General features: G+C 66.6%; 23 protein-coding genes. 9 read left to right on the top strand and 14 right to left on the bottom strand.

From position 1 onward, the window contains the following. Nucleotides 1–202 precede the first annotated feature (202 nt). Nucleotides 203–982 (bottom strand): rhomboid family intramembrane serine protease, encoded by a 780-nt coding sequence (locus tag BG28_RS08505; protein WP_235181042.1) that lies wholly within the window; start codon nucleotides 980–982, stop codon nucleotides 203–205. Between the two features lie 129 nt (nucleotides 983–1,111). Continuing rightward, on the bottom strand, nucleotides 1,112–1,645 hold the full coding sequence (locus BG28_RS08500) for a peptidylprolyl isomerase (RefSeq protein WP_036475885.1): 534 nt from the start codon (nucleotides 1,643–1,645) through the stop codon (nucleotides 1,112–1,114). 135 nt (nucleotides 1,646–1,780) lie between these two features. Here BG28_RS08500 and BG28_RS08495 point away from each other — a divergent pair, with 135 nt between their 5' ends. Beyond that, nucleotides 1,781–2,743 (top strand): hypothetical protein, encoded by a 963-nt coding sequence (locus tag BG28_RS08495; protein WP_036475722.1) that lies wholly within the window; start codon nucleotides 1,781–1,783, stop codon nucleotides 2,741–2,743. Nucleotides 2,744–2,844: 101 nt separating this feature from the next. Here the strand turns inward: BG28_RS08495 and BG28_RS08490 are convergent, their stop codons facing one another. The 3 genes from BG28_RS08490 to BG28_RS08480 are packed head-to-tail and all read right to left on the bottom strand — an operon-like array spanning nucleotide 2,845 to nucleotide 4,446. Beyond that, the gene (locus tag BG28_RS08490) at nucleotides 2,845–3,486 is read right to left on the bottom strand and encodes an aminodeoxychorismate/anthranilate synthase component II (protein ID WP_036475721.1); all 642 of its coding nucleotides are present in this window, start codon (nucleotides 3,484–3,486) and stop codon (nucleotides 2,845–2,847) included. After that, nucleotides 3,483–3,683, bottom strand: a complete 201-nt coding sequence (locus BG28_RS08485) for a hypothetical protein (protein ID WP_036475719.1) — start codon at nucleotides 3,681–3,683, stop codon at nucleotides 3,483–3,485. Before BG28_RS08485 ends, BG28_RS08490 begins: the two co-directional genes overlap by 4 nt. Nucleotide 3,684: 1 nt before the next feature. Beyond that, the gene (locus BG28_RS08480) at nucleotides 3,685–4,446 is read right to left on the bottom strand and encodes a class E sortase (protein WP_036475717.1); all 762 of its coding nucleotides are present in this window, start codon (nucleotides 4,444–4,446) and stop codon (nucleotides 3,685–3,687) included. Between the two features lie 147 nt (nucleotides 4,447–4,593). Here BG28_RS08480 and BG28_RS14965 point away from each other — a divergent pair, with 147 nt between their 5' ends. Beyond that, nucleotides 4,594–4,890, top strand: coding sequence for a cell division protein CrgA (locus tag BG28_RS14965; RefSeq protein WP_036475715.1), 297 nt, complete (start codon nucleotides 4,594–4,596; stop codon nucleotides 4,888–4,890). Between the two features lie 72 nt (nucleotides 4,891–4,962). On the opposite strand, the gene BG28_RS08470 is transcribed toward BG28_RS14965, so the two are convergent. The 9 genes from BG28_RS08470 to BG28_RS08430 are packed head-to-tail and all read right to left on the bottom strand — an operon-like array spanning nucleotide 4,963 to nucleotide 17,442. Beyond that, the gene (locus BG28_RS08470) at nucleotides 4,963–5,712 is read right to left on the bottom strand and encodes a type 1 glutamine amidotransferase (protein WP_084479583.1); all 750 of its coding nucleotides are present in this window, start codon (nucleotides 5,710–5,712) and stop codon (nucleotides 4,963–4,965) included. Beyond that, on the bottom strand, nucleotides 5,712–7,025 hold the full coding sequence (locus BG28_RS08465) for a Mur ligase family protein (protein WP_051501203.1): 1,314 nt from the start codon (nucleotides 7,023–7,025) through the stop codon (nucleotides 5,712–5,714). Before BG28_RS08465 ends, BG28_RS08470 begins: the two co-directional genes overlap by 1 nt. A gap of 8 nt (nucleotides 7,026–7,033) precedes the next feature. Beyond that, nucleotides 7,034–9,499: a PASTA domain-containing protein gene (locus BG28_RS16550; RefSeq protein WP_051501202.1), complete on the bottom strand. Its 2,466-nt coding sequence runs from the start codon at nucleotides 9,497–9,499 to the stop codon at nucleotides 7,034–7,036. Further along, nucleotides 9,496–11,358 carry a protein kinase gene (locus tag BG28_RS08455; RefSeq protein ID WP_084479582.1) on the bottom strand — a complete coding sequence of 621 codons (1,863 nt, stop codon included), beginning with the start codon at nucleotides 11,356–11,358 and terminating at the stop codon, nucleotides 9,496–9,498. The genes BG28_RS16550 and BG28_RS08455 overlap by 4 nt, the downstream gene beginning before the upstream one ends. Further along, on the bottom strand, nucleotides 11,355–12,800 hold the full coding sequence (locus tag BG28_RS08450) for a penicillin-binding transpeptidase domain-containing protein (RefSeq protein ID WP_036475714.1): 1,446 nt from the start codon (nucleotides 12,798–12,800) through the stop codon (nucleotides 11,355–11,357). The genes BG28_RS08455 and BG28_RS08450 overlap by 4 nt, the downstream gene beginning before the upstream one ends. A 37-nt stretch (nucleotides 12,801–12,837) precedes the next feature. Then, the gene (locus BG28_RS08445; protein WP_152539261.1) at nucleotides 12,838–14,250 is read right to left on the bottom strand and encodes an FtsW/RodA/SpoVE family cell cycle protein; all 1,413 of its coding nucleotides are present in this window, start codon (nucleotides 14,248–14,250) and stop codon (nucleotides 12,838–12,840) included. Between the two features lie 59 nt (nucleotides 14,251–14,309). After that, nucleotides 14,310–16,133, bottom strand: a complete 1,824-nt coding sequence (locus tag BG28_RS15835) for a PP2C family serine/threonine-protein phosphatase (RefSeq protein WP_051501200.1) — start codon at nucleotides 16,131–16,133, stop codon at nucleotides 14,310–14,312. Between the two features lie 3 nt (nucleotides 16,134–16,136). Then, the gene (locus tag BG28_RS08435; RefSeq protein WP_036475713.1) at nucleotides 16,137–16,637 is read right to left on the bottom strand and encodes an FHA domain-containing protein; all 501 of its coding nucleotides are present in this window, start codon (nucleotides 16,635–16,637) and stop codon (nucleotides 16,137–16,139) included. A gap of 13 nt (nucleotides 16,638–16,650) precedes the next feature. Next, nucleotides 16,651–17,442 (bottom strand): DUF3662 and FHA domain-containing protein, encoded by a 792-nt coding sequence (locus BG28_RS08430; RefSeq protein WP_036475711.1) that lies wholly within the window; start codon nucleotides 17,440–17,442, stop codon nucleotides 16,651–16,653. Between the two features lie 255 nt (nucleotides 17,443–17,697). Here BG28_RS08430 and BG28_RS08425 point away from each other — a divergent pair, with 255 nt between their 5' ends. The 7 genes from BG28_RS08425 (at nucleotide 17,698) to BG28_RS08395 (ending at nucleotide 25,813) form a co-directional block, all read left to right on the top strand. After that, the gene (locus BG28_RS08425) at nucleotides 17,698–19,071 is read left to right on the top strand and encodes an ABC transporter substrate-binding protein (RefSeq protein ID WP_235181041.1); all 1,374 of its coding nucleotides are present in this window, start codon (nucleotides 17,698–17,700) and stop codon (nucleotides 19,069–19,071) included. A 2-nt stretch (nucleotides 19,072–19,073) separates the two neighbouring features. Further along, a complete protein-coding gene (locus BG28_RS08420; RefSeq protein WP_036475710.1) occupies nucleotides 19,074–20,075 on the top strand; it encodes a carbohydrate ABC transporter permease in 1,002 nt (333 codons plus the stop codon). Continuing rightward, nucleotides 20,072–21,049, top strand: coding sequence for a carbohydrate ABC transporter permease (locus tag BG28_RS08415; RefSeq protein ID WP_084479580.1), 978 nt, complete (start codon nucleotides 20,072–20,074; stop codon nucleotides 21,047–21,049). The genes BG28_RS08420 and BG28_RS08415 overlap by 4 nt, the downstream gene beginning before the upstream one ends. Beyond that, nucleotides 21,046–22,491 carry a GH1 family beta-glucosidase gene (locus tag BG28_RS08410; RefSeq protein ID WP_051501199.1) on the top strand — a complete coding sequence of 482 codons (1,446 nt, stop codon included), beginning with the start codon at nucleotides 21,046–21,048 and terminating at the stop codon, nucleotides 22,489–22,491. Before BG28_RS08415 ends, BG28_RS08410 begins: the two co-directional genes overlap by 4 nt. 47 nt (nucleotides 22,492–22,538) lie before the next feature. Then, complete coding sequence (locus BG28_RS08405; RefSeq protein ID WP_036475708.1) at nucleotides 22,539–23,543, top strand: LacI family DNA-binding transcriptional regulator; 1,005 nt, start codon at nucleotides 22,539–22,541, stop codon at nucleotides 23,541–23,543. Nucleotides 23,544–23,666: 123 nt separating this feature from the next. After that, entirely contained in the window at nucleotides 23,667–24,200 is a 534-nt protein-coding gene (locus tag BG28_RS08400) for a YceI family protein (protein ID WP_036475706.1), read from the top strand. Between the two features lie 527 nt (nucleotides 24,201–24,727). After that, on the top strand, nucleotides 24,728–25,813 hold the full coding sequence (locus BG28_RS08395) for an ice-binding family protein (RefSeq protein WP_152539251.1): 1,086 nt from the start codon (nucleotides 24,728–24,730) through the stop codon (nucleotides 25,811–25,813). Nucleotides 25,814–25,929: the final 116 nt, after the last annotated feature.

Below are 25,929 nucleotides of genomic sequence, written 5' to 3'. Positions count from 1 at the left end.
CCCAGATCTATAGTTATCCACAGAGGTTATCCACAGTGTGCATAAGTTACACAGCTGTGATTCCCCAGGTCAGAGGGATATCCACAGGAATCTGTGCATTGTGCACAAAACTGTGGATTAGTCCTGCACAGCCTGGGGACCATCACGCCGGATGGTCCACGCGTGGTTCATGCGTGGACCGTGGGCGGGGTGCATCCGGGGTTCATGAATAGGGATTGACCAGATTCATGCCCAGCCCGGTGAGCAGCACCAGGACCCCGGCGATGCCGAGCAGTCCGATGCTCTGCCAGCGGGCTGCTCGGCGCGCATCCTGGCCCCGGTCACCGGAGGTTCGGGTCGGGGTCTTCGAGATGACCAGGGCGCACAGCGTGCCCACCACGAGTCCACCGAAGTGTCCCTGCCAGGAGATGCCGGGGATCACGAAGCTGATCACCACGTTGATTCCGATCAGGGTGAGGATCCCGCCGGTCTGCGAGCCGGTGGCGCGCATCAGGATGAACAGCGCCCCGAACAGTCCGAACACCGCCCCGGAGGCGCCGAGTGTGGGGGTCCAGGCGGGGGTCAGGAAGAGCACCGCGACCGAGCCGCCGAGAGCGGAGAGGGTCAGCAGCGCGATGTAGCGCAGCACTCCGAGCGCCGGTTCGATGGCACGGCCGATGAACCAGAGGGCGAACATGTTGAAGAGCAGATGCATCGCATTGGTCGGAGAATGCACCAGTGCGGAGGTGAGCATCCGCCAGGGCTCGAAGAACCAGGCGGAGGTCTGCACCGGGGCGTACCAGAGGGCCCCGGTGACCGGATCGGGGTTCGCCCCGGTGAGCGTGCCGCTGAGCAGCTGCAGAGCGAAGAGCAGGACACACAGCCCGATGAGCGTGAAGGTGACCATCGGGCGCCGGTCCGGGCGCAGCACGGCGCCGAACTGGGAGCGCGCGGGGGGCCGACGTCGTTGGAACTCGTCCTGAGCTCGGCTCAGGCAGTCCACGCATTGAAACCCGACCGGGGCCTCCCGCAGGCACCCCGAACAGGCCAGCCTCTCGCAGCGTTGACACGCCACGGTGGCCGGCCTGTCCGGGTGCTTCGTGCAGAATGTTGCGTCGATCGTGCTAGATCCTCAGAGCTTCTTGATGTCGATCTTCTCGATGACGACATCTTCCTTCGGGCGGTCCCGGTTATCGGTGGGAACCGTGTTCAGGGCATCCACGATCTTCTGCGAGGCCAGATCGGAGACCTCGCCGAAGATGGTGTGCTTGCCCTGCAGCCAGTTGGTGGCCACGGAGGTGATGAAGAACTGGGACCCGTTGGTGCCGGGACCGGCGTTCGCCATCGCCAGCTTGTAGGCGGAGGTGAAGTCCAGCTCCGGGTGGATCTCGTCGCCGAACTTGTAGCCGGGACCACCGACGCCGAGGCCCAGGGGATCCCCGCCCTGGATCATGAAGTCGGAGATGATCCGATGGAACACGGTGCCGCTGTAGAGCGGGGTGTCGACCATCTTCTCGCCGGACTCCGGGTGGGTCCACTCGCGCTCACCGGTGGCGAGCCCGACGAAGTTGTCCACGGTCTTGGGAGCGTGGTTCCCGAAGAGCTCGACGAGGATCTCGCCCTGGGAAGTACGGATAGTTGCCTGATGTGTTGCGATAGCACTCATGAATCCCATTCTCTCACTCTTGGTGGCGCGGAGTGCCAGGTGCAGGGATGATGAAGGGATCGGCAGGGCCATAGCAGCTCACGCAGAGACCACGTAAGCTGAAGCCAGCAACCGATCCGAGTTCGGAGGACATGCATGTTCGGCAAGAAGAAGAAGCGCAACCACAGCTGGGAGCACCTGGTGCTCGCGGGGGTCGAGTCCGCACGCGATTGGACCGCCCCGAAACTGGGTGCGGCGGCAGACTGGGCCGAAGACACCTACCGCAAGGGCGCCCCTAAGGTGCACGATGCCTCGGGCCGCGCATTGACCGCGGTCAATGACAGCGCCTCGGTGGCAGGCAAGAAGATCAAGGCATACTCCTCGGTCGCCGGCGGCGGCATCTCGTCTCAGTACGAGAAGCTTCCTCCGCAGGCCAAGGCAGAGGTCTCCAAGATCCTGGCGAAGTACGACACCGCCAAGACGCAGTTCACCTCGGAGTACGTCCCGGCCACCTCGGCGAAGCTGGGCGGCTATGCGGACAAGACCGCGAAGCTGATCCACCGCGCCGAGCTTGATCCCCGCGTTGAGAAGGCGCTGATCAAGGCCACCGGTGACAAGAAGATCGTCAAGAAGCTGCGCAAGAGCTCCGAGCGCTACGCCAAGGATGCTGCCAAGACGCTGAAGAAGCCCCAGCGTTCGAACAGCCGCAAGAAGGGTCTGCTGGTCTTCGGACTGGTGGCCGCGGCGGTGACCGCAGGGGTGGCCGCATGGCGCGCCAGCCAGCCGGTGGAGGACCCGTGGAAGAAGCCTGCGCCGGTCACCCGGCCAGCCGCCTCCTCCACGGCAGCTCCGAAGCCGGTGACCTCGGCCCCCAAGCCTGCTGCCTCGGCTCCGAAGCCTGCTGCCTCGGCTCCGAAGCCGGCGACCCAGGGCGGTTCGGCTGCGCCGAGCACCGTCGCAGGGACTCCGGCCGCTGCGCCGAAGGCGAATCCCGACGCCCCCAAGAGCTCCGGTGCGCCGGAGTCCAAGGCCGGTCCCTCGGGAGTCACCAACGTCAACGCGCAGAACGCTGACGAGGCCAAGGGCAAGAACGTTCCCTCACCGAAGCCGGCCACCTGAGCTGAGCCTCGACTGAGAACGTAGCTACGCAGAAGCGGACCTGGCGATCATGCCAGGTCCGCTTCTGTGTGTGCGGTGGTCTCAGCGTGTGTCCGGTGGCGTCAGCGGATCGGGTTCAGCGTCGCAGCCTTCTCCGCCGCTCCCGTCTGCCCCATGCTCTCGAGCCAGTTGCCCAGCATCCGGTAGCCGCCCTCGGTGAGCACCGACTCCGGGTGATACTGCATACCCCACAGCGGCGCCGTGCGATGCGCCAGCCCCATGATGACTCCGTCCTCGGTGCGCGCGGTCACCTCCAGCACCGCCGGTATGGTCTCGGGTGCCACGGTCAGGGAATGGTAGCGGGTCGCCACGAAGGTCTCCGGCAGCCCGGCGAAGGAGACGTGCCCGGTATGGGTGACCGGGGAGGTCTTGCCGTGCATCAGCTGCTCGGCATGGGTGACCGTCGCACCGAAGGCCTCACCCAGGCCCTGATGTCCCAGGCAGACCCCGAGCATCGGTTCCTGGGCCTCCGCGCACCATCGGATCAGCTCCACGGAGACCCCGGCCTCCCCGGGGGTGCCGGGGCCGGGGGAGATCAACACGCCGTCGTGCTCGGTCGCGAGCTGCTTCGCGGCCTCCACGGAGAGATCGTCATTGCGGATCACGGTGGCCTCGGCGCCGAGCTCGCGCAGGTAACCGACCAGGGTGTAGACGAAGCTGTCGTAGTTGTCGATGACGAGGATGCGGGCGGGGGTGTCACTCATGCGGGGGTCCCTTCGACCCGGCCCAGTGCCGGGAAGGTCAGCGATTCAAGCGTGGAGTCATTGAGCGGGCTGTACTGGCTCAGCCACGGGAAGACGAACTGCATCAGGAGAAACACGATACCGGCCACGATGGCCAGGGCGAGCAGGATCTGGACCAGCAGGGGGCCCGGGAGCGCGCGGAAGAGCCAGGCGTACATCTCAGGGCCCTCCCTGGCGCAGCGCGGCCGGAGCCTCGGCCGTGCGGGGGGCGAAGTCCACCAGCTCGGCGTGGGTGATCAGCCGCTCGCGGTTGGAGAAGAGCGGGTGACAGGTGGTCAGGGTCAGCAGCGATCGGTCAGCCTCGGCCTCGAGCTCGCCGGGGACCGGCAGGATCACCTCGGAGTCCTGGGGCAGCACCACATGGGTCTCATAGACCTCATAGGTGTAGTAGCCGTCGGGCGACTCGACGTAGATCTCATCCCCGGGGGTGAGGCGGTCCTGATCGCGCAGCACGTCACCATAGGTGAGCCGATGTCCGGCCACCGCGAAGTTTCCTGCCTCACCGGGCAGCTGGGTGTCCGGGTAGTGTCCCAGTCCGCCGGTGTTCAGCGTCTCGTCATCGACGCCGGAGCGCACCGGCGCTGACCAGTCGGCACCGATCGCGGGCGCATAGATCACGGCCATCGCGCCGGACTCCACGGCCGCCATGTTCTCGGGACATGCCGCATACTCCCCGTCGGGAAGCTGCTGACAGTTCTGCGGCGACTCCGCACGTTGCTGCTGCGCAGGGTCGGTGTCCAGCTGTTCGATCCGGGTGTGGAACTCGCTCTCGATGGCCTGGGCCTCACGGTTCGCGTCGAGTCCGGTCCACCAGATCTCCCAGACCACGAAGAGCAGTCCGAGCACGCCCAAGGTGATCAGCAGCTCCCCGGTGACGCCGAGGATCCGGGCGCCGATGCCCCGGCCGCGGTGTCCCGACATGAATCCTCCGAAAGCTGGGTGGGGCGAGCATCACACGCAAACGGTAGAATGGCACGCAGACCACGGCCGGGACCTCAGATATGCACGGCCGTGACACCAGGATACCGAACCGGGATCCACGCCAGATCCAGAGGGGACCGAACCGACGTGGCTGAGTCCAAGCACCGCAAGAACCGCCGGACGCGCGACAAGACGGAGACGAAGAAGTCTCCGCTGAACGACGCCGATCCCAAGAACGTCAAGGACCTCGACCTCGAGGATGAGTCCCTGCCCATGTGGTACCGGGCGACCATGATCGGGCTGATGATCCTGGGTCTGCTCTGGCTCATCGTCTGGTACATCACCCAGGGCGCGGCCCCGGTGCAGGCGGCCGGCGGCTGGAACGTCATCATCGGCTTCGGCATCACGATGGTCGGCTTCTTCATGACGATGCGCTGGAAGTAGGCCCCGCGACCGTTCCTGACCTCCGCCGGACGGCTGGCGCGACCCAGGTCAGGGCCCGGCGAAGCTGCCGACCTAGCGGGGTCGGCGGGTCGCCGTCGTCCGGGCCTTTCGGGTCAGCTCATCGATCGGCTGGGCAGATCCGGCCGGGTCGATCTGTGGCTGGATCGCCTCGGCGTAGCGGTTCTGCACCGCGGTGGCGATCAGGAAGTCCGCGATCGCGGGGTTCTTCGGGAGCAGCGAGCCGTGCAGGTAGCTGCCCACGATGTTCTTGAAGCGCGCGCCCTCGTAGGAGTCCTTGGCGTTGTTCCCCTCGCCCTTGGTGACCCGGGCCAGCGGCTGGACCCCTGGGCCGAGGTAGGTCTGGCCGGAGTGGTTCTCGTAGCCCAGGATCTCGCCGAACTCCGTGGACTCGGCGACCACATTGCCGATCAGCCGGGTATCGGTGCCCTCGGTCCTCAGATCGAGGATGCCCACTCCCTTGATCTCCCGGCCCTCGCGGGTGCGGAAGGAATGCCCGAAGAGCTGATAGAGCCCGCAGATCATCAGCATGGGCGTGCCGCTCTGCGCCAGCGTGTGCAGCCTGTCCCCGATCCGCAGCAGGTCCTGCTGGATCTTGTCCTGGCCGCTGTCCTGGCCGCCGCCGCCGATGACGAGGTCGACCTGCTCCGGGAACTCATCCTCCGGGTCGTAGCTGTGCAGGATCGGCTCATAGCCGCGCCACTGCAGGCGCCGCTGGAGCACCAGCGCATTGCCGAAGTCCCCGTAGATGTTCATATCCCGGGGATAGAGCTGGAGCACGTGGATCGGCTTGGGCTCAGCCATCAGAAGGCCTCCACTTCGGTATAGGCGCCCAGCCGCTTTCGCAGCGCGAGCATGGCGGTGTAGGTGCAGAAGATCCGAGCCGGCCTGTCGGGATTCTCATCCAGGAAGCGGGTGAGCGCGAGCGAGAGGTCAGGCTCCACCGCGTCGAAGTCGACGTCGTCGTACTTCAGCCGCAGTGCCATGTCGTAGGCACGAACTCCGGAGACCATCCGCACGCCCTGCTCGGCGAGCGAGGCGAACTCCACGTCCCAGAGCCAGCTCATGTCCCGGCCGTCGGCATAGTTGTCGTTGATGGCGATCATCGTGGCGACGCCCTCGGCCGAGAAGGAGCTCAGGCCTAGCCGGAAGCCGGAGGGGTTCTTCACCAGCACCAGGTCCAGGGGACGACCCTGCACGGTGAGGCTCTCACCTCGCCCGAAGGCGGGGGAGACCTTCGAGAGTGACTCGATCAGGGCCCGGGGGTCCACGGTCTCACCCAGGGCCTGGCGGACCACCGCCAGCGCGGCCGCCGCGTTGAAGGTGTTGTAGGCGCCGTTGACGGTCAATGACGTGCTCACCGACTCGCCGTCAATGGTGAACCTGCCGCCACCCTCGGTGAGCTCCTCCAGGACCACATCGGCATGAGGGTGATCCGCCGCGTCGGCGGGCCCGGAGTGGAAGTCGTCATCGCTGGGGAAGTGGACGCGCAGGGATTCGCTGAGACCGAAGTAGTCGACCCGCTGGGTGTCCAGGGTCTCGGCGATGGCCCGAACCCGGGGGTCTTCACGGTTGAGCACCACCGCCTCGACCGTGTGTTGGGCAATGGTGCGCAGCATCCCGGCGGTGGTGTCGATCTCCCCGAAGCGATCCAGCTGATCGCGCATGACGTTGAGCAGCAGGCTGTGGTTCGGGCGGACCGCCTTCACGAAGTGCACTGCGTGGGCCTCGTCGAGCTCGAGCACCGCGATGTCGGCGTCGAGGGTGCCGGTGAGCCTGACATCTTCGAGGATGGAGGCGACGACGCCGCGGGTGAAGTTGGACCCGCTGCGGTTGGTGAAGACCCTCAGGCCCTGTCCCTGGAGCAGCTCCACCACCATCTTGGTGGTTGTGGTCTTTCCGTTGGTCCCGGAGACGACGATGACTCCGCGCGGGAGCCGGTGCAGCGTTCGGGCGAGGAAATTCGGGTCCAGCTTCTCGACGACCAGTCCCGGGAAGGCCGATCCGCCACCGCCGCGCAGCTTCGTCACGGCGCGCGCAGCACGTCCGATGAGCACTGAGCCGGCCGAGCCCAGAGCCGTCCCAAGGGTTCGCGGTGCGGAGGAGATTCTCGACATGGCGCTGATTATTTCATCTCATTTCTCGGGTGCCGCGCAGATCGATGCCGCGTGGTGGTCGACGAGGGGGTCTGGGAGCTGGTCATGCAGGAGCTTCTGGAGCTGAACGGCGGCTCAGTCCTCGTTGTTGCCGTTGCCGCTGTTGTCGTCAGAGTTCCCATTGTTGTCACCGGAGTTGCCGCGGGCCTCACTCGGGCTGCTCGGGGACTCCTCGACGCCGCCGTTCGCTCCGCCTTCGGCCTCCGGAGATTCCTCCGCGGTGGGAGACTCCTCCGGTGCTTCTGAGGCTTCCTCCTCAGAGTCTGTGGCCCCATCGCCGGACTCGGTTCCGCCGTTGTTCTCCTCCTCGGCGTCCGGGCTAGGGGACGGGCTAGGAGACGGGCTGGGGGACTCCTCGTCGCCGTCTTGGGACCCTTGATCGCCGTCTTCGGACCCTTGATCGGTATCGTCCCCGGTGTCCGGCTCGGGAGCCTCCTCCTCTTCCGGCGCAGGCGCGGGCGCGGGCTCCGGGTCAGGGTCCGGGGCGACCGCGACGACCAGCGTAACGGTGGAGCCTGCGGGATCGCGTCTCCGGCGACGACGGAGGCGCCGCCCACCCGCTGACCCACGACGGTGCCTTCGGCGTAGTCGGTGCGCTCATCCTCCACGGTGCTCACGCTGAGCCCCAGGTTCTCCAGGATCGTCTGCGCCTCGGTGCGGGTGCGGTTGAAGACTCCAGGCATCTCCACCAGACCGGTGGAGAGCACCAGGTCCACCTCGGATCCCGGTTCGACCGAGGAGCCTGCTTCCGGTTCGGTGGTGATCAGAAGGTCTTCTTCGATGCTGGGATGGTTCTCCTCGCTGATCTCCCCCACCTCCAGGCCCACCTCCTCAAGGGCGTCGCGAACCTCCTCCTCGGTGGAGCCCTGCAGGCCGTCCGGGACGCGTACGCTCTGTGGACCGGTGGAGATGTAGAGCACCACGGCGCTGTTGGGATCCACCGAGGTCTCGGCCTCGGGGTCCGTACGGATCGCCAGGTCCGCCTCGACCTCTGGATGGGCCTCGGTCTCCACTGTGGGATTCAGGTTCAGTGCGGTGAGCTCTTCGCGCGCCTCCTCCTCGGTCATCCCAGTCACATCAGGGATGGACACCTCGGGATTGTCGAGCATGTTCATCAGCGCCCAGGTGCCGCCGCCGGCCAGGGCAAGGATCAACAGGGTCCATATCAGGATCAGCCCGCCACGGCGACGCCGCGGCTGCTGACGAGGCTGTTCGGAGTCCTTGTAGAAGTCTGGGTCCTCTGGGGTGCGCGCCGAGAGCTGGCCGTTCAGCGGGACCGCGCCTGCGGCAAGGACCTGGTTGAAGTCCTGCCGGCCGCCGATGGCCGCCATCGCCGCGGTGGGGTGGTCCTCGTCGTCCACGCCGATGCCGATCAGCGCCTTCTGGATGGCTTGATCGAACTCCTCGGCGGTCTGGAATCGGAGTGCAGGGTCCTTGGTCAGCGCCTTGCCGACCACGGATTCCATCGCCGGGCTGATCCGGTGGTTGAAGTCGCTGACCATCGGCGGTGCCTCGCGCACATGCTGGTAGGCCACCGAGACCGGAGACTCGCCTTGGAAGGGCGGCCGGTTGGTCAGCAGCTCGAAGAGCACACAGCCGGCCGAATACAGATCCGACCGGTGGTCCACGACTTCGCCGCGCGCCTGCTCGGGGGAGAGGTACTGGGCGGTGCCGACCACGGCGGAGGTCTGGGTCATCGTGGAGGCGGAGTCGGCCAGGGCTCGGGCGATGCCGAAGTCCATGACCTTGATCTGGCCGGTCTGGGAGACCATCACATTGGAGGGCTTGATGTCGCGATGGACGATGCCCTTCTCGTGGCTGTAGCCCAGCGCGCCGAGGATCCCATGCATATAGCCGGCCGTCTCCCGCTCGGAGAGCGGCTTGTTCAGCGCCTGATCGATCTTCGACTGCAGCTGCGAGCCGACCTGCGCGGCGGGCAGGTGGTCCTCACCGTCGTGAACCCGGCCGGTGTCACCCAGGGCCAGGACGTCCTCCTCGGGCTCACCGGGAGACCCGGGAGGCTGTGCGTGGTTCGACTCCTCGGCGATTCGGGTCTGTTCATCGTCGACGTCGGCGGTGTCGGTGACCCGCGGCGTCCCATGCAGGATGTGTCGCAGCGTGACCCCATCGACATACTCCATGACGATGAAGGGTGTCTTGATCTCGTGATGGGCCTGATCCTCGACCTGCGCGCGACCGGAGTCGTAGACCGCGACGATATTGGGGTGGTTCAGCGAGGCCGAGGACTGCCCCTCCCGGCGGAAGCGCCCCTGGAACTGGGGGTCACGTGCCAGGTCCGGGCGCAGCATCTTGACTGCGACCTGGCGATCCAGGGTGAGGTCGTGGCCGAGGTAGACATCGGCCATCCCGCCGCGTCCGATCAGTGAAGTGATCCGGTAGCGGTTGTTGAGGACGCGCTCAGCAGTCTCGGTCATATCTCGGTTCCTGTCTCCGATCCTGACCCATCCTCGGCTGAGAAGCCAGCCCGATCAGGATCCCCGGTGCTCTCGGCACCGGGTTCGCCGCCGGCCTGTCCATCCTGAGGCGCCTCGTCCTCGACCACCTCGGGCTCGATCGGCTCCGGCTGGGTGGCCGCGGGGTCCTCCGCCTCGTCCTGGGTCTCGGGCGACGGGGAGGGAGTGGGGGTGGGCGTCGGGGAGGTGTCCGGTTCCGGCTGATCCTGCTGCCCGGTGCCAGTGCCGGTGCCGGTCGGCGATCCGGCGTCGGTCGGGGACTGCGTACCGCTGGGCTGCCCATCGCCGTTCTGCTGCCCCGTGTCACCCGGCTGGTCCTGATCGTCCTGGCCAGGAGCCTGGTCCTGCGGCAGGGTGTCGTTCGCCACGGCGGAGTAGAACACCGTGACGGTGGAGCCCACGGGGACGCTGCCCGTGGGGGCCACCCCGGTGACCACGCCCGCAGGCTGGCCGGAGGCCACGGGCTCCGCCTGGACCTGCAGTCCCGCCTCCTGCAGCGCTGCAGTGGCCTCCTCCAGGGAGAGGCCGAGGAAGTCGCTCTCGGTGATCTCGACCATTTCGGTGCCGGGGGTGAAGGTCTCGGTCACGGTCGGCGTCGGGCTCGGCTCATCCTCACCGCCGCTGCCACCGAACTGTGGGAAGAGCCACGAGCCGAGGAGGGCCAGCAGGACCAGCACCAGCAGCGCGATGAGCGGCCAGTACCACCGGCGACCCCCATGGAGTCGTCGCTGCTCCGCGGCCGTTTCGGCCTCGGAGCGGGCGGTGTCCGCGCCGGGGCGCGCGGATCCGGTCGCAGCGGGAGCCGCCCCGTACTGGGAGGTGTGCGCCGCGGCGGCAGCGGGCTGTTCCGGAGTGCGCGCCGAGGGGGCTTGGCTGCCGGCCGGGACCACGGCGGTCGCTGCGGTGTCGGCCCGGGGGATGGCGGTGGTGGCGTCCTGGTCGGACTCGGCGCCATCCATATGCGCTGCCATGGCGGGGACCGCCTTGAGCGCGGACTCGGGGTCGTGGCGCAGCAGCGCGTCGGCGGCCTCGGCGAGCTTGGTCGCGGTCAGGGGTCGCTTGCCCGGGTCCTTCTCCAGCATCGACATGATCAGCGCACGCACCGGCTCCGGCACGGTCTCCGGAAGCGCCGGCGGCGGCTCGTTGACCTGCTTCAGCGCAATGGCGATCTGGGATTCGCCGGTGAACGGGCGGTGCCCGACCAGCGCCTCGTAGCCGATGATGCCCAGCGCATAGATGTCTGAGGAGCCGGTGGCGTGCTGACCGGTGGCCTGCTCCGGGGAGAGGTACTGCACCGTGCCCATCACCTGTCCGGTGGCGGTCAGCGGCACCTGGTCCGCGAGCCGGGCGATGCCGAAATCGGTGATCTTCACCCGCCGGGTGGGGGTGATCAGCAGGTTGCCGGGCTTGACGTCGCGATGGACCAGGCCCTGGTCATGAGCGACCTGCAGGGCACGACCGGTCTGGGCGAGGATGGAGAGCGTCTTCTCCCAGGACAGCGTCTTATCCGTCTCGAGCAGGACCGAGAGCGGGCGCCCGGGCACGAGTTCCATCACCAGGTAGCCGGAGCCGGACTGTTCGCCGTAGTCATAGATGTCGGCGATGCCGGGGTGGTTCAGCAGGGCGGTGTGCCGCGCCTCGGCGCGGAACCGACGCAGGAACGCCTCGTCTCCGGTGTACTCCTCCTTGAGGATCTTGATCGCTACGGTACGTCCGAGCACCTGGTCAGAGGCTTTCCAGACCTCACCCATGCCGCCGATGGCGATGCGTTCGGTGAGCTGATACCGCTCACCCATCAGGATGCCGACCACGGGCCTCATTCGATCGCCGCCTCGAGCATGGTCAGCATCTGCGGTCCGGTCAGCGAGGAGCCGGTGTCGAAGTCGATCCGCTCGTAGGCCACTGTCACCGCGTACTGCGGATCGTCGGCGGGCGCGAAGCCGGTGATCCAGGAGTTCACCTCTCCGGTCTCGCCGACGTCCGCTGTGCCGGTCTTGGCTGCGACCTGGAAGCTTTCGGTCTGCGCGCGGGTGCCCGTGCCGGACTCGACGACCTCGACCATCATCTCGGTGATCTCGTCGGCGATCTGCTCCGAGGTCACCTCGGAGAACGTCTCCGGCTCGGAGGTGGAGAGCAGCTGCAGGTCCGAGCCGCGGATCGCGTCGACCAGGTTGGGCTTCATCAGCGTGCCGTCATTGGCGATGGCGGCGGCGACCATGTTCATCTGCAGCGGGGTGGAGGTGACGTCGAACTGCCCGATGGCGGACTGGGCCAGGGCGGCGTCGGAGAGGTCGGTGGGGAAGTTCGAGGTCTCCGGGCGCAGCGGGATGCTCAGGTCCCCGGAGTTGAATCCGAAGGCCTCGGCGCTGTCCCGGATCGGGCCCTCACCAAGGTCCATGGCGGCCTCCGCGAAAGGGGTGTTGCAGGACTGCGCCACGATCCAGGAGAGCTCCGCCTGGGAGCGCTGGGCGCAGATGCCGCGGTCGAAGTTGCGCAGCTCGGTGGTGGAATCGGGCAGCGTGATCGAGTTGGGGTTCTCCAGCACCGTGTCCGGTTCGTAGTCTCCGGACTCCAGCATCGCGACGAGGTCCACCAGTTTGAACGTCGATCCGGGAGCCAGGGTGGAGGAGATGGCGCGGGAGGTGTAGCGCAGGTCCGGGTCGGTCTCCAGCTGCGTCTGGTTCTCGATCAGCTGGGTGGAGTCCTGCACGGCGAGAAGGTTGTTGTCGTAGCTGGGCTTGGCGGCCATGGCCTTGATGTCTCCGGTGGCGATCTCGGTGACGATGATGCTTCCGCGGGTGCCCTCGGGGATCTGGTCGTAGGCGAGCTGCTGCAGCTCGGCGTCGAGGGTCAGCTCGACCTGGCCGCCGTCCATCGTGTCCCCGGTGAACACCGAGGTGATCCGGTCGAAGAACTGGCTGTCGGACTGCCCGGAGAGGTACTCGTTCAGCGTGCCCTCCAGCCCGGTGGGGTTTGCGGCGATGGAATAGGTGCCGGTGATCCCGGAGTACAGCTCAGGCTCGCGGTAGACCCGCTGGTAGTCGAAGCTGGAGTTCTCCGAGGGGACGGATTCAGCGATGGCGCTGCCGTCCACCGTGATCGCCCCGCGCGGGGCGCCGCGGTCCTCATAGACCTGACGCACGTTGTTGGGGTTGGCGTTGAGCTCATCGGTCATGGCGACCTGGATGATGGAGAGCGCGACGAAGAGCGTGATGAACAGGCCGACGGAGACGACCCAGGTGTGACGGATGGCGTTGTTCACTGTGTCCCTCCCTGCTCAGCCGGGGCATGGTCGATGTCTACGTCGTCGCGGGCGTCCTGCCGGTCGGGGTGCCGCCGGTGCTCGCTGTGCCGGTGGACCGCGCTCTCCCGGGCGCCGGGCCCTCGGAATGAAGTCTGGACTCGATGCCCGAGGAGGACTCGCCGGTCGCGTTGACCATCGGTCCCACGATGACCGGCTGCCGGGCGGAGTGGGAGATCAGCAGCACCAGCGCCACGATCAGCCAGTTCGCCAGCAGCGCGGAGCCGCCGGCGGCGAGGAAGGGGGTGGCCAGACCGGTCATCGGGATGACCCGGGTGAGACCGCCGACGACGACGAAGACCTGCAGCACCAGCACGACCGCGAGGCCCACCGCGAGCAGCTTGCCGAAGGTGTCGCGGGTGCCCAGTCCGGCGCGCATGTACCGGCTGAAGAGCAGCAGGTAGAGCAGCAGCATCGCGGAGAGCCCGATGAAGCCGAGCTCCTCGCCGAAGGCTGCGATGATCATGTCGGAATTGGCCAGCGAGACCATGTTCGGGTTGCCCGAGCCCAGGCCGGTGCCGGCGAGGCCGCCGTGCGCCATCCCGAACAACCCCTGCACCACCTGGTGTGAGCCGCCGAAGGCGCGCTCGTAGATGTCCTGATCGAAGGCGTTGAGCCAGATGTCGACCCGGTCGCGGAAGTGGGAGACGAACTGATAGGCCAGGGCTGCGCCGATGAGCATGAAGACCGCGCCGATCGCGATCCAGGAGAACCTCGAGGTAGCCACGTAGATCACCGCGACGAACAGGCCGAAGAACATCAGTGCATTGCCGAGGTCGTTCTGCACCACCAGCACGCCGATGGCGATGATCCAGGCGATGAACATCGGAGCGAGGTCACGCAGCCGGGGGAAGGTCACGGGGCCGATCTTCCGGCCGGCCAGCAGGATCAGATCGCGGTTGTTGGCGAGGAAGCCCGCGAAGAAGACCGCCAGCGTGATCTTGGCGATCTCGCTGGGCTGGAAGGACAGCGGGCCGAGGTTCACCCAGATCCTGGCGCCGTTGAGCTCCTGGCCCACGCCCGGCACGATCGGCAGGAAGAGCAGCACCACGCTGGCCGCCAGCGAGATGTAGGTCAGCTGCCGGAGCCGACGGTGGTCCTTGAGCAGCCACAGCAGCGCGACGGCGGCCACGATCGATATGCCGGTCCACATCAGCTGGCGATCCGCGACCCCGGAGTAGGAGGGGGTGAAGTCCAGCCGGTGGATCATCGCGATGCCGAGCCCGTTGAGGGTCACCACGATGGGCAGGATGAAGGGGTCCGCGTATTTCGCGCGCAGCCGCAGCACCACGTGGAAGACGAGGACCAGTCCGGCGAAGACGGCCCCTTCGACGTAGTAGTCGGTGGTGATCGGTTCGTCCAGGGCGAGCGCGACCAGCATCTGGGCACCGATCGCCACGGTGAGGGCCATCAGAAGCAGCACCAGCTCGAGATTGCGGCGGGGCTTGTACACCTGCTGAGATACTGTGCTCACTGGTCACCTCCCTGGTTCTCGGCTGTCTCATCCTGCGCTGGCGGATCCTGTGCTGGCTGATCCTGGTCCGGCTCCGCGCCGGTCTCCTCCGCGTCGGGCTCCTCGGCGGGGCTGGGCTCGTCCTGGGCGGCATTGGCCACGGCCATGGCGCGCAGCTGGCTGACGATGTGTTCCGCGTGGTCACGATCGTCAGCGGCGATGCCTCGCTCGACCCGGTCGCGGTGGTACGCGGTGAGGTCCTCGAGGGCGATCTCGGCATGCTCGTCGACCTCGGAGAGCCTGACCGGTCCCAGGGACTGGGAGACGCCGCTGTAGATGGCGACCTCGCCCTGGTCCTCTCCGACGTAGTACTGGGTCTGGGTCCAGACGTATCCCAGGAAGGTCACGACGGCGACCAGCACGGCCAACAGGGCCACGAAGGTGGGCAGGAACCAGGAGCTGCGTCGTCGCGCGGTCTCCAGCGCCTCGAGCTCCTCCTCATCGAGGACCAGCTCTTCCTCCTCGATGCTCTCGGGCTCTTCGGCAAGTCCGGCGCCGGCGCGGTGCGGCCCGGCATCGCTCGAGAGCCGCGCGGCGGAGGACTCCGGATCACCTGGAGCTGGCGCGTCGGCAGAGGACCGACCGGATCCCGCCTCGGCGGCATCGACAGCCCCAGCGGGCTCGCCTGATCGGGCCGCGCCGTCGGAGTCGGCAGGGGTCTCATCTGCCGTGCCACCAGCCGGGGCAGAGTCGCGCGGCTGCTCGTCGAGCAGCTCGGAGTAGGTGTGGCGCACCGGACGCAGCGGCTGACCCGTGAGCAGCGAGGCCATCGGGTGCTCATCGACATTGCGTGCGACCACCGGGATCGTGCCGGTGTCGGCGGCCTTGTTGGCGGCCCCGACCAGCAGGTGCGGGCGCGCGCCCAGCTTCTTGCGAACCATGGCGGCCGAGAGCGGGGAGAGCGTGTCGTGGTCGTCATGGTCGGAGAAGGCCTCGGAGTTGACCACCGGGACCACATCGAGCTCTATGGTGGCGTCGGCTCCGCCATAGTTGGAGGTGGCCGCGGCCACGGCGGCCTCGCTGAGCGGCAGCTTCTTGCTCGGCGCGAGGTCGGCTTCGTCGGCCTCGACGACCTCCAGGCAGACCACGGTCACATTGTCCGGGGCGCCGCCGCCCAGGGTCAGCTCGACCAGGTCATCGACGATCGATTCGAGGCTCTGGGTGGAACGCAGCTTCTGCTCGATCAGCCGCTCGGAGACCACCGCGTTGAGCCCGTCGGAGCAGAGCAGCCAGCGCTCACCGGCCTCCAGCGGGAAAGAGGTGATGTCGAGCTCGGGGGAGGCGTCGACGTCGCCAAGCACGCGCATCAGCACGTTCTTGTGCGGGTGATGCTCGGCCTGGTCCGGGTCCAGCCGGCCCTCGTCCACCAGCCGCTGGACGAAGGTATGGTCCTTGCTGACCTGGCGGAACCGTCCGCGCTTGAGTCGGTAGGCGCGAGAGTCGCCGATGTGGGCGAACTGCAGCCGGTCCTGGGTGATCAGCAGCGAGGTGATGGTGGTGCCCATCCCGGCGAGCTTCGGGTTGGCCTTGACCAGCTTGTTCAGGAAGGAGTTGGCGGTCTGGATCTCATCTGGCAGCACCGTCTCGGGGTCCGCGAACCCGCGCGTGTCCAGGTGCGCGAGATCCAGCACCGTGGAGGCCGAGGCGACGTCGCCGCCGGCGTGGCCGCCCATGCCGTCTGCGACCACGGCGAAGTAACGACCCGCGTAACCGGAATCGTCGTTCTTGGAGCGCACAGCCCCGGTGTCGGAGCGCGCTGAGAAGCGGAATACCAGAGCCACGGGCTAGGTCCTCAGCTCCAGGACGGTCTTGCCGATGCGGATCCGGTCCCCGGGCTCGACCGTGGAGGCGCGGGTGAGCTGATCCTCCCCGAGCCAGGTGCCGTTGGTGGAGCCCAGATCCTCGAGGAACCAGCGCGAGCCCTGCGGAAAGAGTCGGGCGTGCTTGCCCGAGGCGTAGTCATCATCGAGCACCAGGGTGCATTCCTGTGCCCGTCCCATCATGATCGAGGCGGAGCCCAGCGGAATCTCGGTTCCGGCCAGCGGACCCTCGCTGACCAGCAGCCGCCGCGGACGCGGTCGCGGGGTGGGACCCGAATGGTTGGCTCCGGACGGGGCGGGAGGCCCGCTGCGTGGCGCCGGGGCCGCGTGCGGGGCGGCGGCCCGGGCCCGGGAGCGTTTGGAGATGGTCATGTCCCGGCCCTGCGCTCCGATGATCGAGAGGATCAGGATCCAGAGCAGCAGCAGCAGTCCGAACTGCAGCACCGTGACAGCGAGTTCACTCATGTGTCGGGGTCCCTCAGCTCTGGCGGAAGCGCAGGCGCGCGTTGCCGAGCGAGATCAAGGCGCCGTCGACAAGCTGGACCTTCGGCGCGTCGCCGGTGAGCTGCTCGCCGTCCACGTAGGAGCCGTTGGTGGAGCCCAGGTCCCGGGCGTACCAGGCGCCTCCGGAGCGAAAGAGCTCCAGGTGTTTGCGAGAGACCCCGGTGTCCGGAACGGTGACATCGGCCGAGGTGGAGCGCCCGATCACGGTGGAGTCCGGTCGCAGCGGGTAGGTCTGCTCCTCATATTCCAGGCTCGCTGTGGGCTGGAGGGCCGGAGCGGGTGCCGTAGCAGGCGGAGGGGTGACGGTGGGCTGGGACATGGTGGCCGGCAGCGGCGCGGCTGCGCTGGGGCCGGCGGCGGGGGAGGACTGCTGGGGAGCGACGGGACTGGACTGCGGGTCCTTGTCGGTGCGCGACTCGATGCTGAGCTGACCGCGCTTGAGCTCGGTGTTCTTCACGAAGGTCGCCTTCACCGGGCCCAGCAGGGTGTACCCCTGGGATTCGGCGTGGCGCAGGATCTCCTCGCAGAGCTCCTCGGCAAGGGCGACGCCGTACTTCTTGGCCTCGCTGAAGTCCTCACCGGCGAGTCGGATCTTGTACAGGTTCGGTGCCAGGTGCTGGCCCTCAGCGATGGTCTTGGACTCTCGGTCCATGTGGCGGCGTACGGCGGTGGCGATCTCCACGGGTCCGAGACTCCCTCCTCGTCCTGAGAAGGCACCGCGGACGGCCTTTTCGATGCCGCGTTCCAGGTTGTCTAGCAGTCCCACCGGCACCTCCTTCTACTGATGAATGTGTGCCCAGCGTCGAGGCGGCTGCGTGGTGAGCTGGGCGATAAGTCCAGAGTCTACTGTCTCACCCCTGCGTCGTGCCGCCCACCGGGCCCCGCCGAGCGCATTCAAGGCGAGCGCCACAGCTGTGACCCTTGCCACACTCGCATCAGGAGTGCTACCTTTTGCTCACCGTGAGAGCGCTCTCATAAACCACCGGGGACTCGCTCGCACCTCATATCGAAGGAGATAGCTGTGATGAGGACAACTGATCACGCGGAGGAGAACACCTCCGCAGCCGCCCGCCAGGGGCGGCAGCCCGCCCCGGGCCCAGGCGTGCACCGCCGGACCGCACTGTTGCGCGGCATCGCGCTCACCTCGGCCCTGACGCTGACGCTCACGGCCTGTGGAGGCTCAGCCGAAGGTGAGGACGGCGGCGGGGCCGCCGAGGGAGAACCGCTCACGCTTAGCGTGACCACCTTCAACGAGTTCGGCTACGAGGAGCTCTTCGAGGAGTACGAGGAGCTCAACGAGAACATCACCATCGAGCACAACAAGATCGACACCGCCGAGAACGCTCGCGATTCGCTGCGCAACAGTCTGGGCGCCGGACAGGGAGCTTCAGACATCGAACCGATCGAGGTGGACTGGCTCGCTGAGTTCCAGCAGTACCCCGACCGCTTCGCAGATCTCACCGATCCCGAGCTCGAGGACCGTTGGCTGGACTGGAAGTACGAGGACGCCACCCTCGAGGACGGAAGCCTGATCGGCTACGGCACCGACAGCGGACCACAGGCGGTCTGCTACCGGGCTGACCTCTTCGAGGAGGCCGGGCTGCCTACCGAGCGTGAAGAGGTGGCTGATTTCCTCGGTGACACCTGGGAGGACTACTTCGCGGCGGGCCGGGAGTTTGTGGCCGAGTCCGATTCCGCCTGGTACTCCGGCTCCGACAACATCTGGCAGGGGATGATCAACCAGGTCGAGGTCCCCTACCAGACCGAAGATGGCGAGGTGATCGCCGATACCAACCCTGAGGTCAGGGATCTCTATGACCAGGTGCTCGAGGCCTCGGTTCAGGACGAGCTCTCGGCGGGCCTGGCTCAGTGGAGCGGGGACTGGTCCGACGCCTTCCAGCGTGAGGAGACCTTCGCCACGATGATGTGCCCGGGCTGGATGCTGGGCATCATCGAGGGCAACGCCTCAGAGGTCGAGGGTTGGGATATCGCCAACACCTTCCCGGGCGGCGGCGGAAACTGGGGCGGCTCCTACCTGACCGTGCCGTCTCAGGGTGAGAACATCGAGGCCTCCAAGGAGCTTGCCGCATGGCTGACCGCACCGGAGCAGCAGCTCAAGGCCTTCGACGTCGTGGGCGCTTTCCCCTCCACCACCGAGGCGTTGGAGTCCGAGGAGCTGCTCTCCGCCACCGAGGAGTACTTCAACGACGCTCCCACCGGTGAGATCCTGGCCGAACGGGCCGAGGCCGTGGAGACTCAGCCGCTGAAGGGTACCGAGTACCTCACCATCAACGTGGCGATCCAGGACGCGATCAACCGGGTGGACGTGGATGGGATCGATGACCCCGAGTCCTCCTGGGCGAAGTTCGTCAACGACATGGAAGCCCTGCGCTGATCATGTCCGTCCCTGCTGCGCACGCACCAACCGCCACCGCACGCGAAGGCGGGCCCGCGCCAGACGCGAGGACCGGTCGCCGGAAGCCGAAGATGAGCTTCCGGCACCGGGCCTCGGCCTGGGACCGTCGGTACTCGCCGTACCTCTACATCAGTCCGTTCTTCATCCTCTTCGCCGTGGTCGGGCTCTTTCCGCTGATCTACACCGGATGGGTCGCTGCCCACGACTGGGATCTGATCATGGGTCAGGGCGAGTTCATCGGCGGCGAGAACTTCGCGGCGGTGCTGGGGGAGCGGGCCTTCTGGGTCTCGTTGCGCAATACGCTCTCGATCTTCATCCTCTCCTCGGCTCCGCAGGTGGTGGCCGCGATCCTGATCGCGTATCTGCTCGACTACAACCTGCGCGCCAAGACCTTCTGGCGAATGGGAGTGCTGATCCCCTACGTGGTCACCCCGGTGGCCGTGGCGCTGATCTTCTCCAATCTCTTCGGTGATCGCTTCGGACTGGTGAACTCCATCCTGGAGGCCGTGGGCATCGACGCCATCGGCTGGCACTCGGGGATTCTCCCGAGTCACCTGGCAATCGCCACCATGGTGAACTTCCGCTGGATCGGCTACAACGCGCTGATCTTCCTCGCCGCGATGCAGGCCGTGCCTCGGGACCTCTATGAGGCTGCGGAGATCGACGGTGCTGGCAAGGTCCGTCAGTTCATCTCCGTGACCATCCCCAACCTTCGGCCCACCATCATCTTCGTGATCATCACTTCCACCATCGGCGGACTCCAGATCTTCGACGAGCCGCGGATGTTCGACCAGTACGGCCGCGGCGGCACCGACGGGCAGTGGCAGACCATGACTATGTATCTCTACGAACTGGGCTGGACCCGTTCGGACTTCGGACAGGCCTCCGCGGTGGCGGTGCTGCTGTTCCTGCTGATCATCGCCATCGGCCTGGTCAACTTCGTCATCACCCGCCGCATCTCAAGCTCGGAGGTCAAGCGATGAGCGCGCTCGAAGAGAAGCCGCTGCCGATCATCCCGCGCACGGGACCGGCAACCGCACCCAAGAACGACGAGGACCCCTTCGGACGCCGAGGGTCCGGCTCCGGGGCAGGATCGCGGCCCCGGGGACGCGGCCGCCGACGCGGGGGCTCCCGCGGTCCGGGTCGTGGACCGGGCTGGCTCGTCTACGGCTGCCTGGCGGCTGTGATCCTGGGCAGCATGTTCCCGCTCTGGTGGTCCTTCCTGATCGGCAGTCACGATGCCACCGTCCTGTCCCGGGAGTCCTTCCCGCTGCTTCCGGGTGGGAACTTCTTCACCAATGCCGCAACGGTGATCGACACCGTGCCCTTCTGGCGGGCGACGATGAACTCGATCATCGTCTCCACCGTCACTGCGGTCTCGGTGGTGTTCTTCTCCACCCTGGCCGGCTACGCCTTCGCAAAGCTGCGCTTCAAGGGCGCCGTGCCGCTGCTGGTCTTCGTGATCGCCACGATGGCGATTCCGACCCAGCTCGGCGTGGTTCCGCTCTATCAGGTGATGGCGCGGCTGGGCTGGACGGGTGAACTGCAGGCGGTCATCGTTCCGGGCCTGGTCACTGCCTTCGGTGTGTTCTGGATGACCCAGTATCTGCGGCAGGCGATCCCCGATGAACTCATCGAGGCGGCCACAGTGGACGGCTGTTCCATGATCCGCACCTTCTGGCATGTCGGGCTGCCCGCGGCGAAACCGGCCGCCTCCATGTTGTTCCTGTTCACCTTCGTCCTGAACTGGACGAACTTCTTCTGGCCTTTCATCGTGCTTGGCCCACAGAATCCCACCCTGCCTGTGGCGCTGCAGCAGCTGCAGGCGGCGCACTTCGTGGATTATTCGCTCGTGCTGGCCGGGGCCACCATGGCCACCGTCCCGCTGCTCATCCTGTTCATCTTCACGGGCCGTCAGCTCGTATCCGGAATCATGCAAGGAGCCGTCAAACAATGAATTCCTCAGTCACCGCAGAAGTCACCAGCTCTCGGAGCGCCGTTGCGTTCCCCGTAGACTTCCTCTTCGGCTCAGCCACCGCCGCCTACCAGGTCGAAGGTGCCGCCGCAGAGGGTGGTCGCGCCCCCTCGGTGTGGGACACCTTCGCCCACACCCCGGGCAAGGTCCACGCCGGGGAGACCGGGGACGTCGCCTGCGACCATTTTCACCGCTTCCGCGAGGATGTGGCACTGATGAAGCGGCTGAACCTCAAGGTCTATCGGTTCTCGGTCAGCTGGTCCCGAGTGATGCCCGACGGGGTGACGGTCAACCCGGAGGGCCTGAAGTTCTACTCGGACCTCGTCGATGAGCTGCTGGACGCGGGGATCCTGCCCTGGCTCACGCAGTATCACTGGGACCTGCCGCAGGCGTTGGAGGATCAGGGCGGCTGGGCGAACCGAAGGACCGCCGAGCTCTTCGCCGACTATGCCGTGGTGCTGCATGAGGCGCTGGGAGACCGGGTCCGGCACTGGACCACGCTGAACGAGCCCTGGTGTGCGGCCTTCCTGGGCTACGCCAACGGACACCATGCACCGGGGCGAACCTCACCGGAGGACGCGCTGGCCGCAGCACATCACCTGCTGCTCGGCCACGGGCTCGCGGTGCAGGAGCTGCGACGCCGTGATCCAGATCTGGAGCTGGGCCTGACGCTGAACTTCACCGACTACCGCCCGGCAGACCCGGATTCTCCCGGGGATGTGGACGCCGCGCGCCGGCTCGATGGCAGCTTCAACCGGTTCTTCGCCGAGGCGATCTTCGAGGGGGCCTACCCGGCGGACGTGCTCGCCGACCAGGCCGGGCTCTGGCGCGAGGGGCTGGTCCAGTCGGGAGACCTGGAGATCATCTCAACGCCCATCGATGTGCTGGGGGTGAACTTCTACACCGGGGAGCTGCTCACCGGCGTGGAGCCGGCGCAGGCGGCGCAGGCGGCCGCCGCGGCGCGGACAGAGGGGGAGCCGAACCCGAACGTGGGGTCCGAGCACGTCGGTTCGGTGCCGCGCGGGCTGCCGGCCACCTCGATGGGCTGGGAGGTCTTCCCGCAGGGGCTGCATGATCTGCTGCTGCGGCTGCACCGGGAGTACACCGGTCCGGCCGGTGTGGCGCTCTATGTCACCGAGAACGGCGCGGCCTATCCCGATGCACCGGATGCTTCGGGCTTCGTCCAGGACGACGACCGGCTCAGCTATATCCGGAAGCACCTGCACGCGGTGCACCAGGCCATGGAGGCCGGCGCGGACGTGCGCGGGTACTTCGTGTGGTCGCTGCTGGACAACTTCGAGTGGGCCTTCGGCTATGACCGGCGCTTCGGGATCGTACGGGTCGATTACGATACGCTCACGCGTACTCCCAAGGCCTCGGCGAACTGGTTCGCGCAGGTCGCGGCCACGGGTGTGGTGGACTGAGGGCGGCCATGAGGCCGTGGTGATCACATCCGAAGAAGGAGGGAACGATGCCCGCTCGGCGACTGCCGACTCTGGAGGATGTGGCGGCCAGGGCAGGTGTTTCCCGCGCCACCGCCTCGCGGGCGGTGAATCTGGATCCACGGGTGCGCGCGCAGTCCCGGATCGCGGTGGAGGCGGCGGTGACCGAGCTGGGCTATCGCCCCAACCGGGCCGCGCGCTCGCTGGTGAACCAGGAGGTCGACTCGATCGCCGTCGTGGTGCCCGAGGCCGAGGACCGGGTCTTTGCAGATCCGTTCTTCGCCTCGATGCTCGCGGCGATCACCCAGCGGCTTGCCGATTCTCCGGTACAGGTGCTGCTCGCCATGGGCCAGCCCGGGGGCCGGCAGAAGATCGAGCGGTATCTGCGTGGCGGCTACACCGACGGCGCGATCATCGTCTCGCACCACCGCGACGACGACCTCTCCGATGTGATCCATGAGACGAAGCTGCCGGCGGTGTATGTCGGCCGGCCCTATGCCGGCGACGTCGGCATCCCGTGGGTGGATGTGGACAACAGGTCCGGGGCCGCGCTCGCCGCAGAGCATCTGATCGGACAGGGACGCCGCCGGCTGGCAACCATCGCCGGCCCGCAGGACATGGCCGCCGGGTCGGATCGGCTCGCCGGCTGGACCGCAGCGCTGCAGCGCGCGGGACTGGACTCCGGCCTGGTCGAGTTCGGTGACTTCACCTCCGCCTCAGGTGCAGCAGCGATGGAGCGGCTCCTGGAGCGGGCCCCGGACCTCGACGCCGTGTTCGTGGCCTCCGACCTGATGGCGGTGGCAGCGATGCACGAGGTCCAGTCGCGAGGGATCGCCGTGCCGGAGCAGATCGCGGTGGTGGGCTTCGACGACACCCACGCCGCACAGCTGACGCGACCGCCGCTGACCACGGTGATCAACCCCGTCGGCGAACTCGCCGGTCGCGCCGTGGATCTGCTGCTGCAGCTGATGCACGGGGAGCATGTGGAGCCTGTGGTGCTGCAGACGGCCATGGTCAAGAGGACATCGGGATGACATTCAGGTGAAATGCTTCAGTTTTGAAATAAATTGAGGCAGACTGCTGTTGTCTCCATTGACCAACCCCCGAAGACCCTGCGCGTTCGGCGCGGGGTCACAACCTTAGAGGAGTCCCCTTTCATGGCACATCTGACCACCGGCACCTGGAACCTTGATTCTTCGCACTCCGAGATCGGCATGACCGTGCGCCACGCCGGCATCTCCAAGGTGCGGGCCATCTTTGAAGAGGCGGATTCCACCCTCGTCGTCTCCGAGGGTGATGTGGCAACCCTTGACGCCCGAGTCAAGGCCGTGTCCTTCAACTCCAAGAACCCAGACCGCGACGGCCACGTCCGCGGCGAGGACTTCCTGGACTCCGAGAACCACCCCGAGCTGTCCTTCGTGGCGAACAGCATCTCCGCCACTGGCGAAGAGTTTGAGATCTCCGGGGACCTGAGCATCCGCGGCGTCACCAAGCCGGTCACCTTCGAGGTGGAGTTCGGTGGCCAGGCCGTGGACCCCTTCGGCATGACGCGCGCGGGCTTCTCCGCCAGCACCGTGATCTCCCGCAAGGAGTTCGGCCTGACCTGGAACGCTGCCCTCGAAGCTGGCGGCGTACTGGTCGGCGACAAGGTCTCGATCGACCTTGAGGCAGCCTTCGTCCTGGCCCAGTGATCATCTGCTGAGCCGACGCTCAGTGATTCAGCGGCGACGCTCATGCCTGCCGCGCAGAAGAGGCCCGGTGCCGCATCGATGGAGTGAATCTCCATCGATGCGGGATCGGGTCTTTTCCATGTTCCCGGGGCCGCCCGGCGTACTTGCTCCTTCTGTCTCGAGGAATGAATTTCCATAACCTTAAACCCTCAGTTGAAGGTGGGAGACTGGTATCACCGCACCTCAGGTCGTCATCACACCCGTCGCAGGACCTGTTGAGCAAAGTGAAGTTGAAGATACCTGGATCGCACCGTAATCTCAGCGATAAGTGACCCAGATCTCCTATTCTGAAAATAGGTGCATAATCTGTTGGGCCATATGTGAACGACTAGTTCCGATCGGCTAAAACGGCATTCCGTTCTGGGGGGAAAATGAATACTACGTCTGGTTCAATGCGCTCTGCATCAGCAGCGGTGCCGCGGCCTCACTTCACAGCTCAAGCGAGGCTGGGGCTTAGTGCCTTGCTCGTAGCCTTCCTCGCCATCGCGATGGCCCTGTCGTTCTCTTCGGCCGCGAACGCCGCCACGGCTCCGGCAAACCTCGGCACGACCGAGTCCTATTCCGTTCTGGGTGGTTCGACGGTCACCAACACCGGCACCACGACGCTCAGTGGAAACCTCGGGGTCAGCCCGGGCACCGCCGTCACCGGATTCCCACCCGGCATCGTGGGTGGGACAACCAACGCGGGCAACGCGGAGGCGCTCCAGGCGCAGTCGGATCTCGTCATCGCCTATAACGACGTCGCCTCACGGGCACCCACGCAGAGCGTCGCGGGTGACCTCGGCGGCTTGACACTTGTGGACGGCGTCTATAACTCCACGGGCCCTCTAGACCTGACCGGAACGCTCACCCTGGACGGTCAGGGTGACCCGGACTCGGTGTTCATGTTCCAGGTGGGATCGACTCTGATCACTTCGCCCAACAGCACCGTCAACCTGATCAACGGCGCTGACGCCTGCAACGTGTACTGGCAGGTGGGAAGCTCAGCCACTCTGGACACAGGTACTACATTCGTGGGATCCATCCTGGCGCTGACCTCGATCACCGCCAACACCTTCGCCACGGTGCAGGGCCGAGCCCTTGCCCGCAACGGGGCAGTGACGCTGGATTCGAATGTCTTCACCGATGCCAGCTGTGCGCCCACTCCGACCGAGACTCCGACCGAGACTCCGACCGAGACTCCGACCGAGACTCCGACCGAGACTCCGACCGAGACTCCGACCGAGACCCCGACCGAGACTCCGACCGAGACTCCGACCGAAACAGAGTCCCCCACGGCCACGGCCACGTCTGCTGAGCTGCGCGGCGGATCAGGTTCTCCAGAGGACTCGGATTCCCCGGATGGATCGGATTCACCCACCGGATCTGACGTGACGGACGACGATTCAACGGAGTCCAGTGCTCCATCAGATTCCTCATCCGAGGAATCGCAGACGGCGGCTGATGAGTCGGATCTGGCCACGACCGGTCTAGGCACGATGACCAGTCTGCTGATCGGACTGAGCGCGCTGATGGTCCTCGGCGGTGTCGCGCTGCTGATCGTCAGGCACCAGCGCTCACACGCCAACGACTAGCAAGACCGGGCCTGTTGCAGGGTCCAGACAGCAGAAGGGCCCGATCCTGAATCCTGGTGGATGCAATCACCAGGTGCCAGGGTCGGGCCTTTCTGCATGTTCCGTGTCCTGCGTGG

This window comes from Nesterenkonia sp. AN1, assembly GCF_000582475.1.
GTDB classification, from domain to species: Bacteria; Actinomycetota; Actinomycetes; order Actinomycetales; family Micrococcaceae; genus Nesterenkonia; species Nesterenkonia aurantiaca.
The sequence above is the reverse complement of the archived record's forward strand: the minus strand, read 5'-3'. Positions and strand labels throughout refer to the sequence as shown.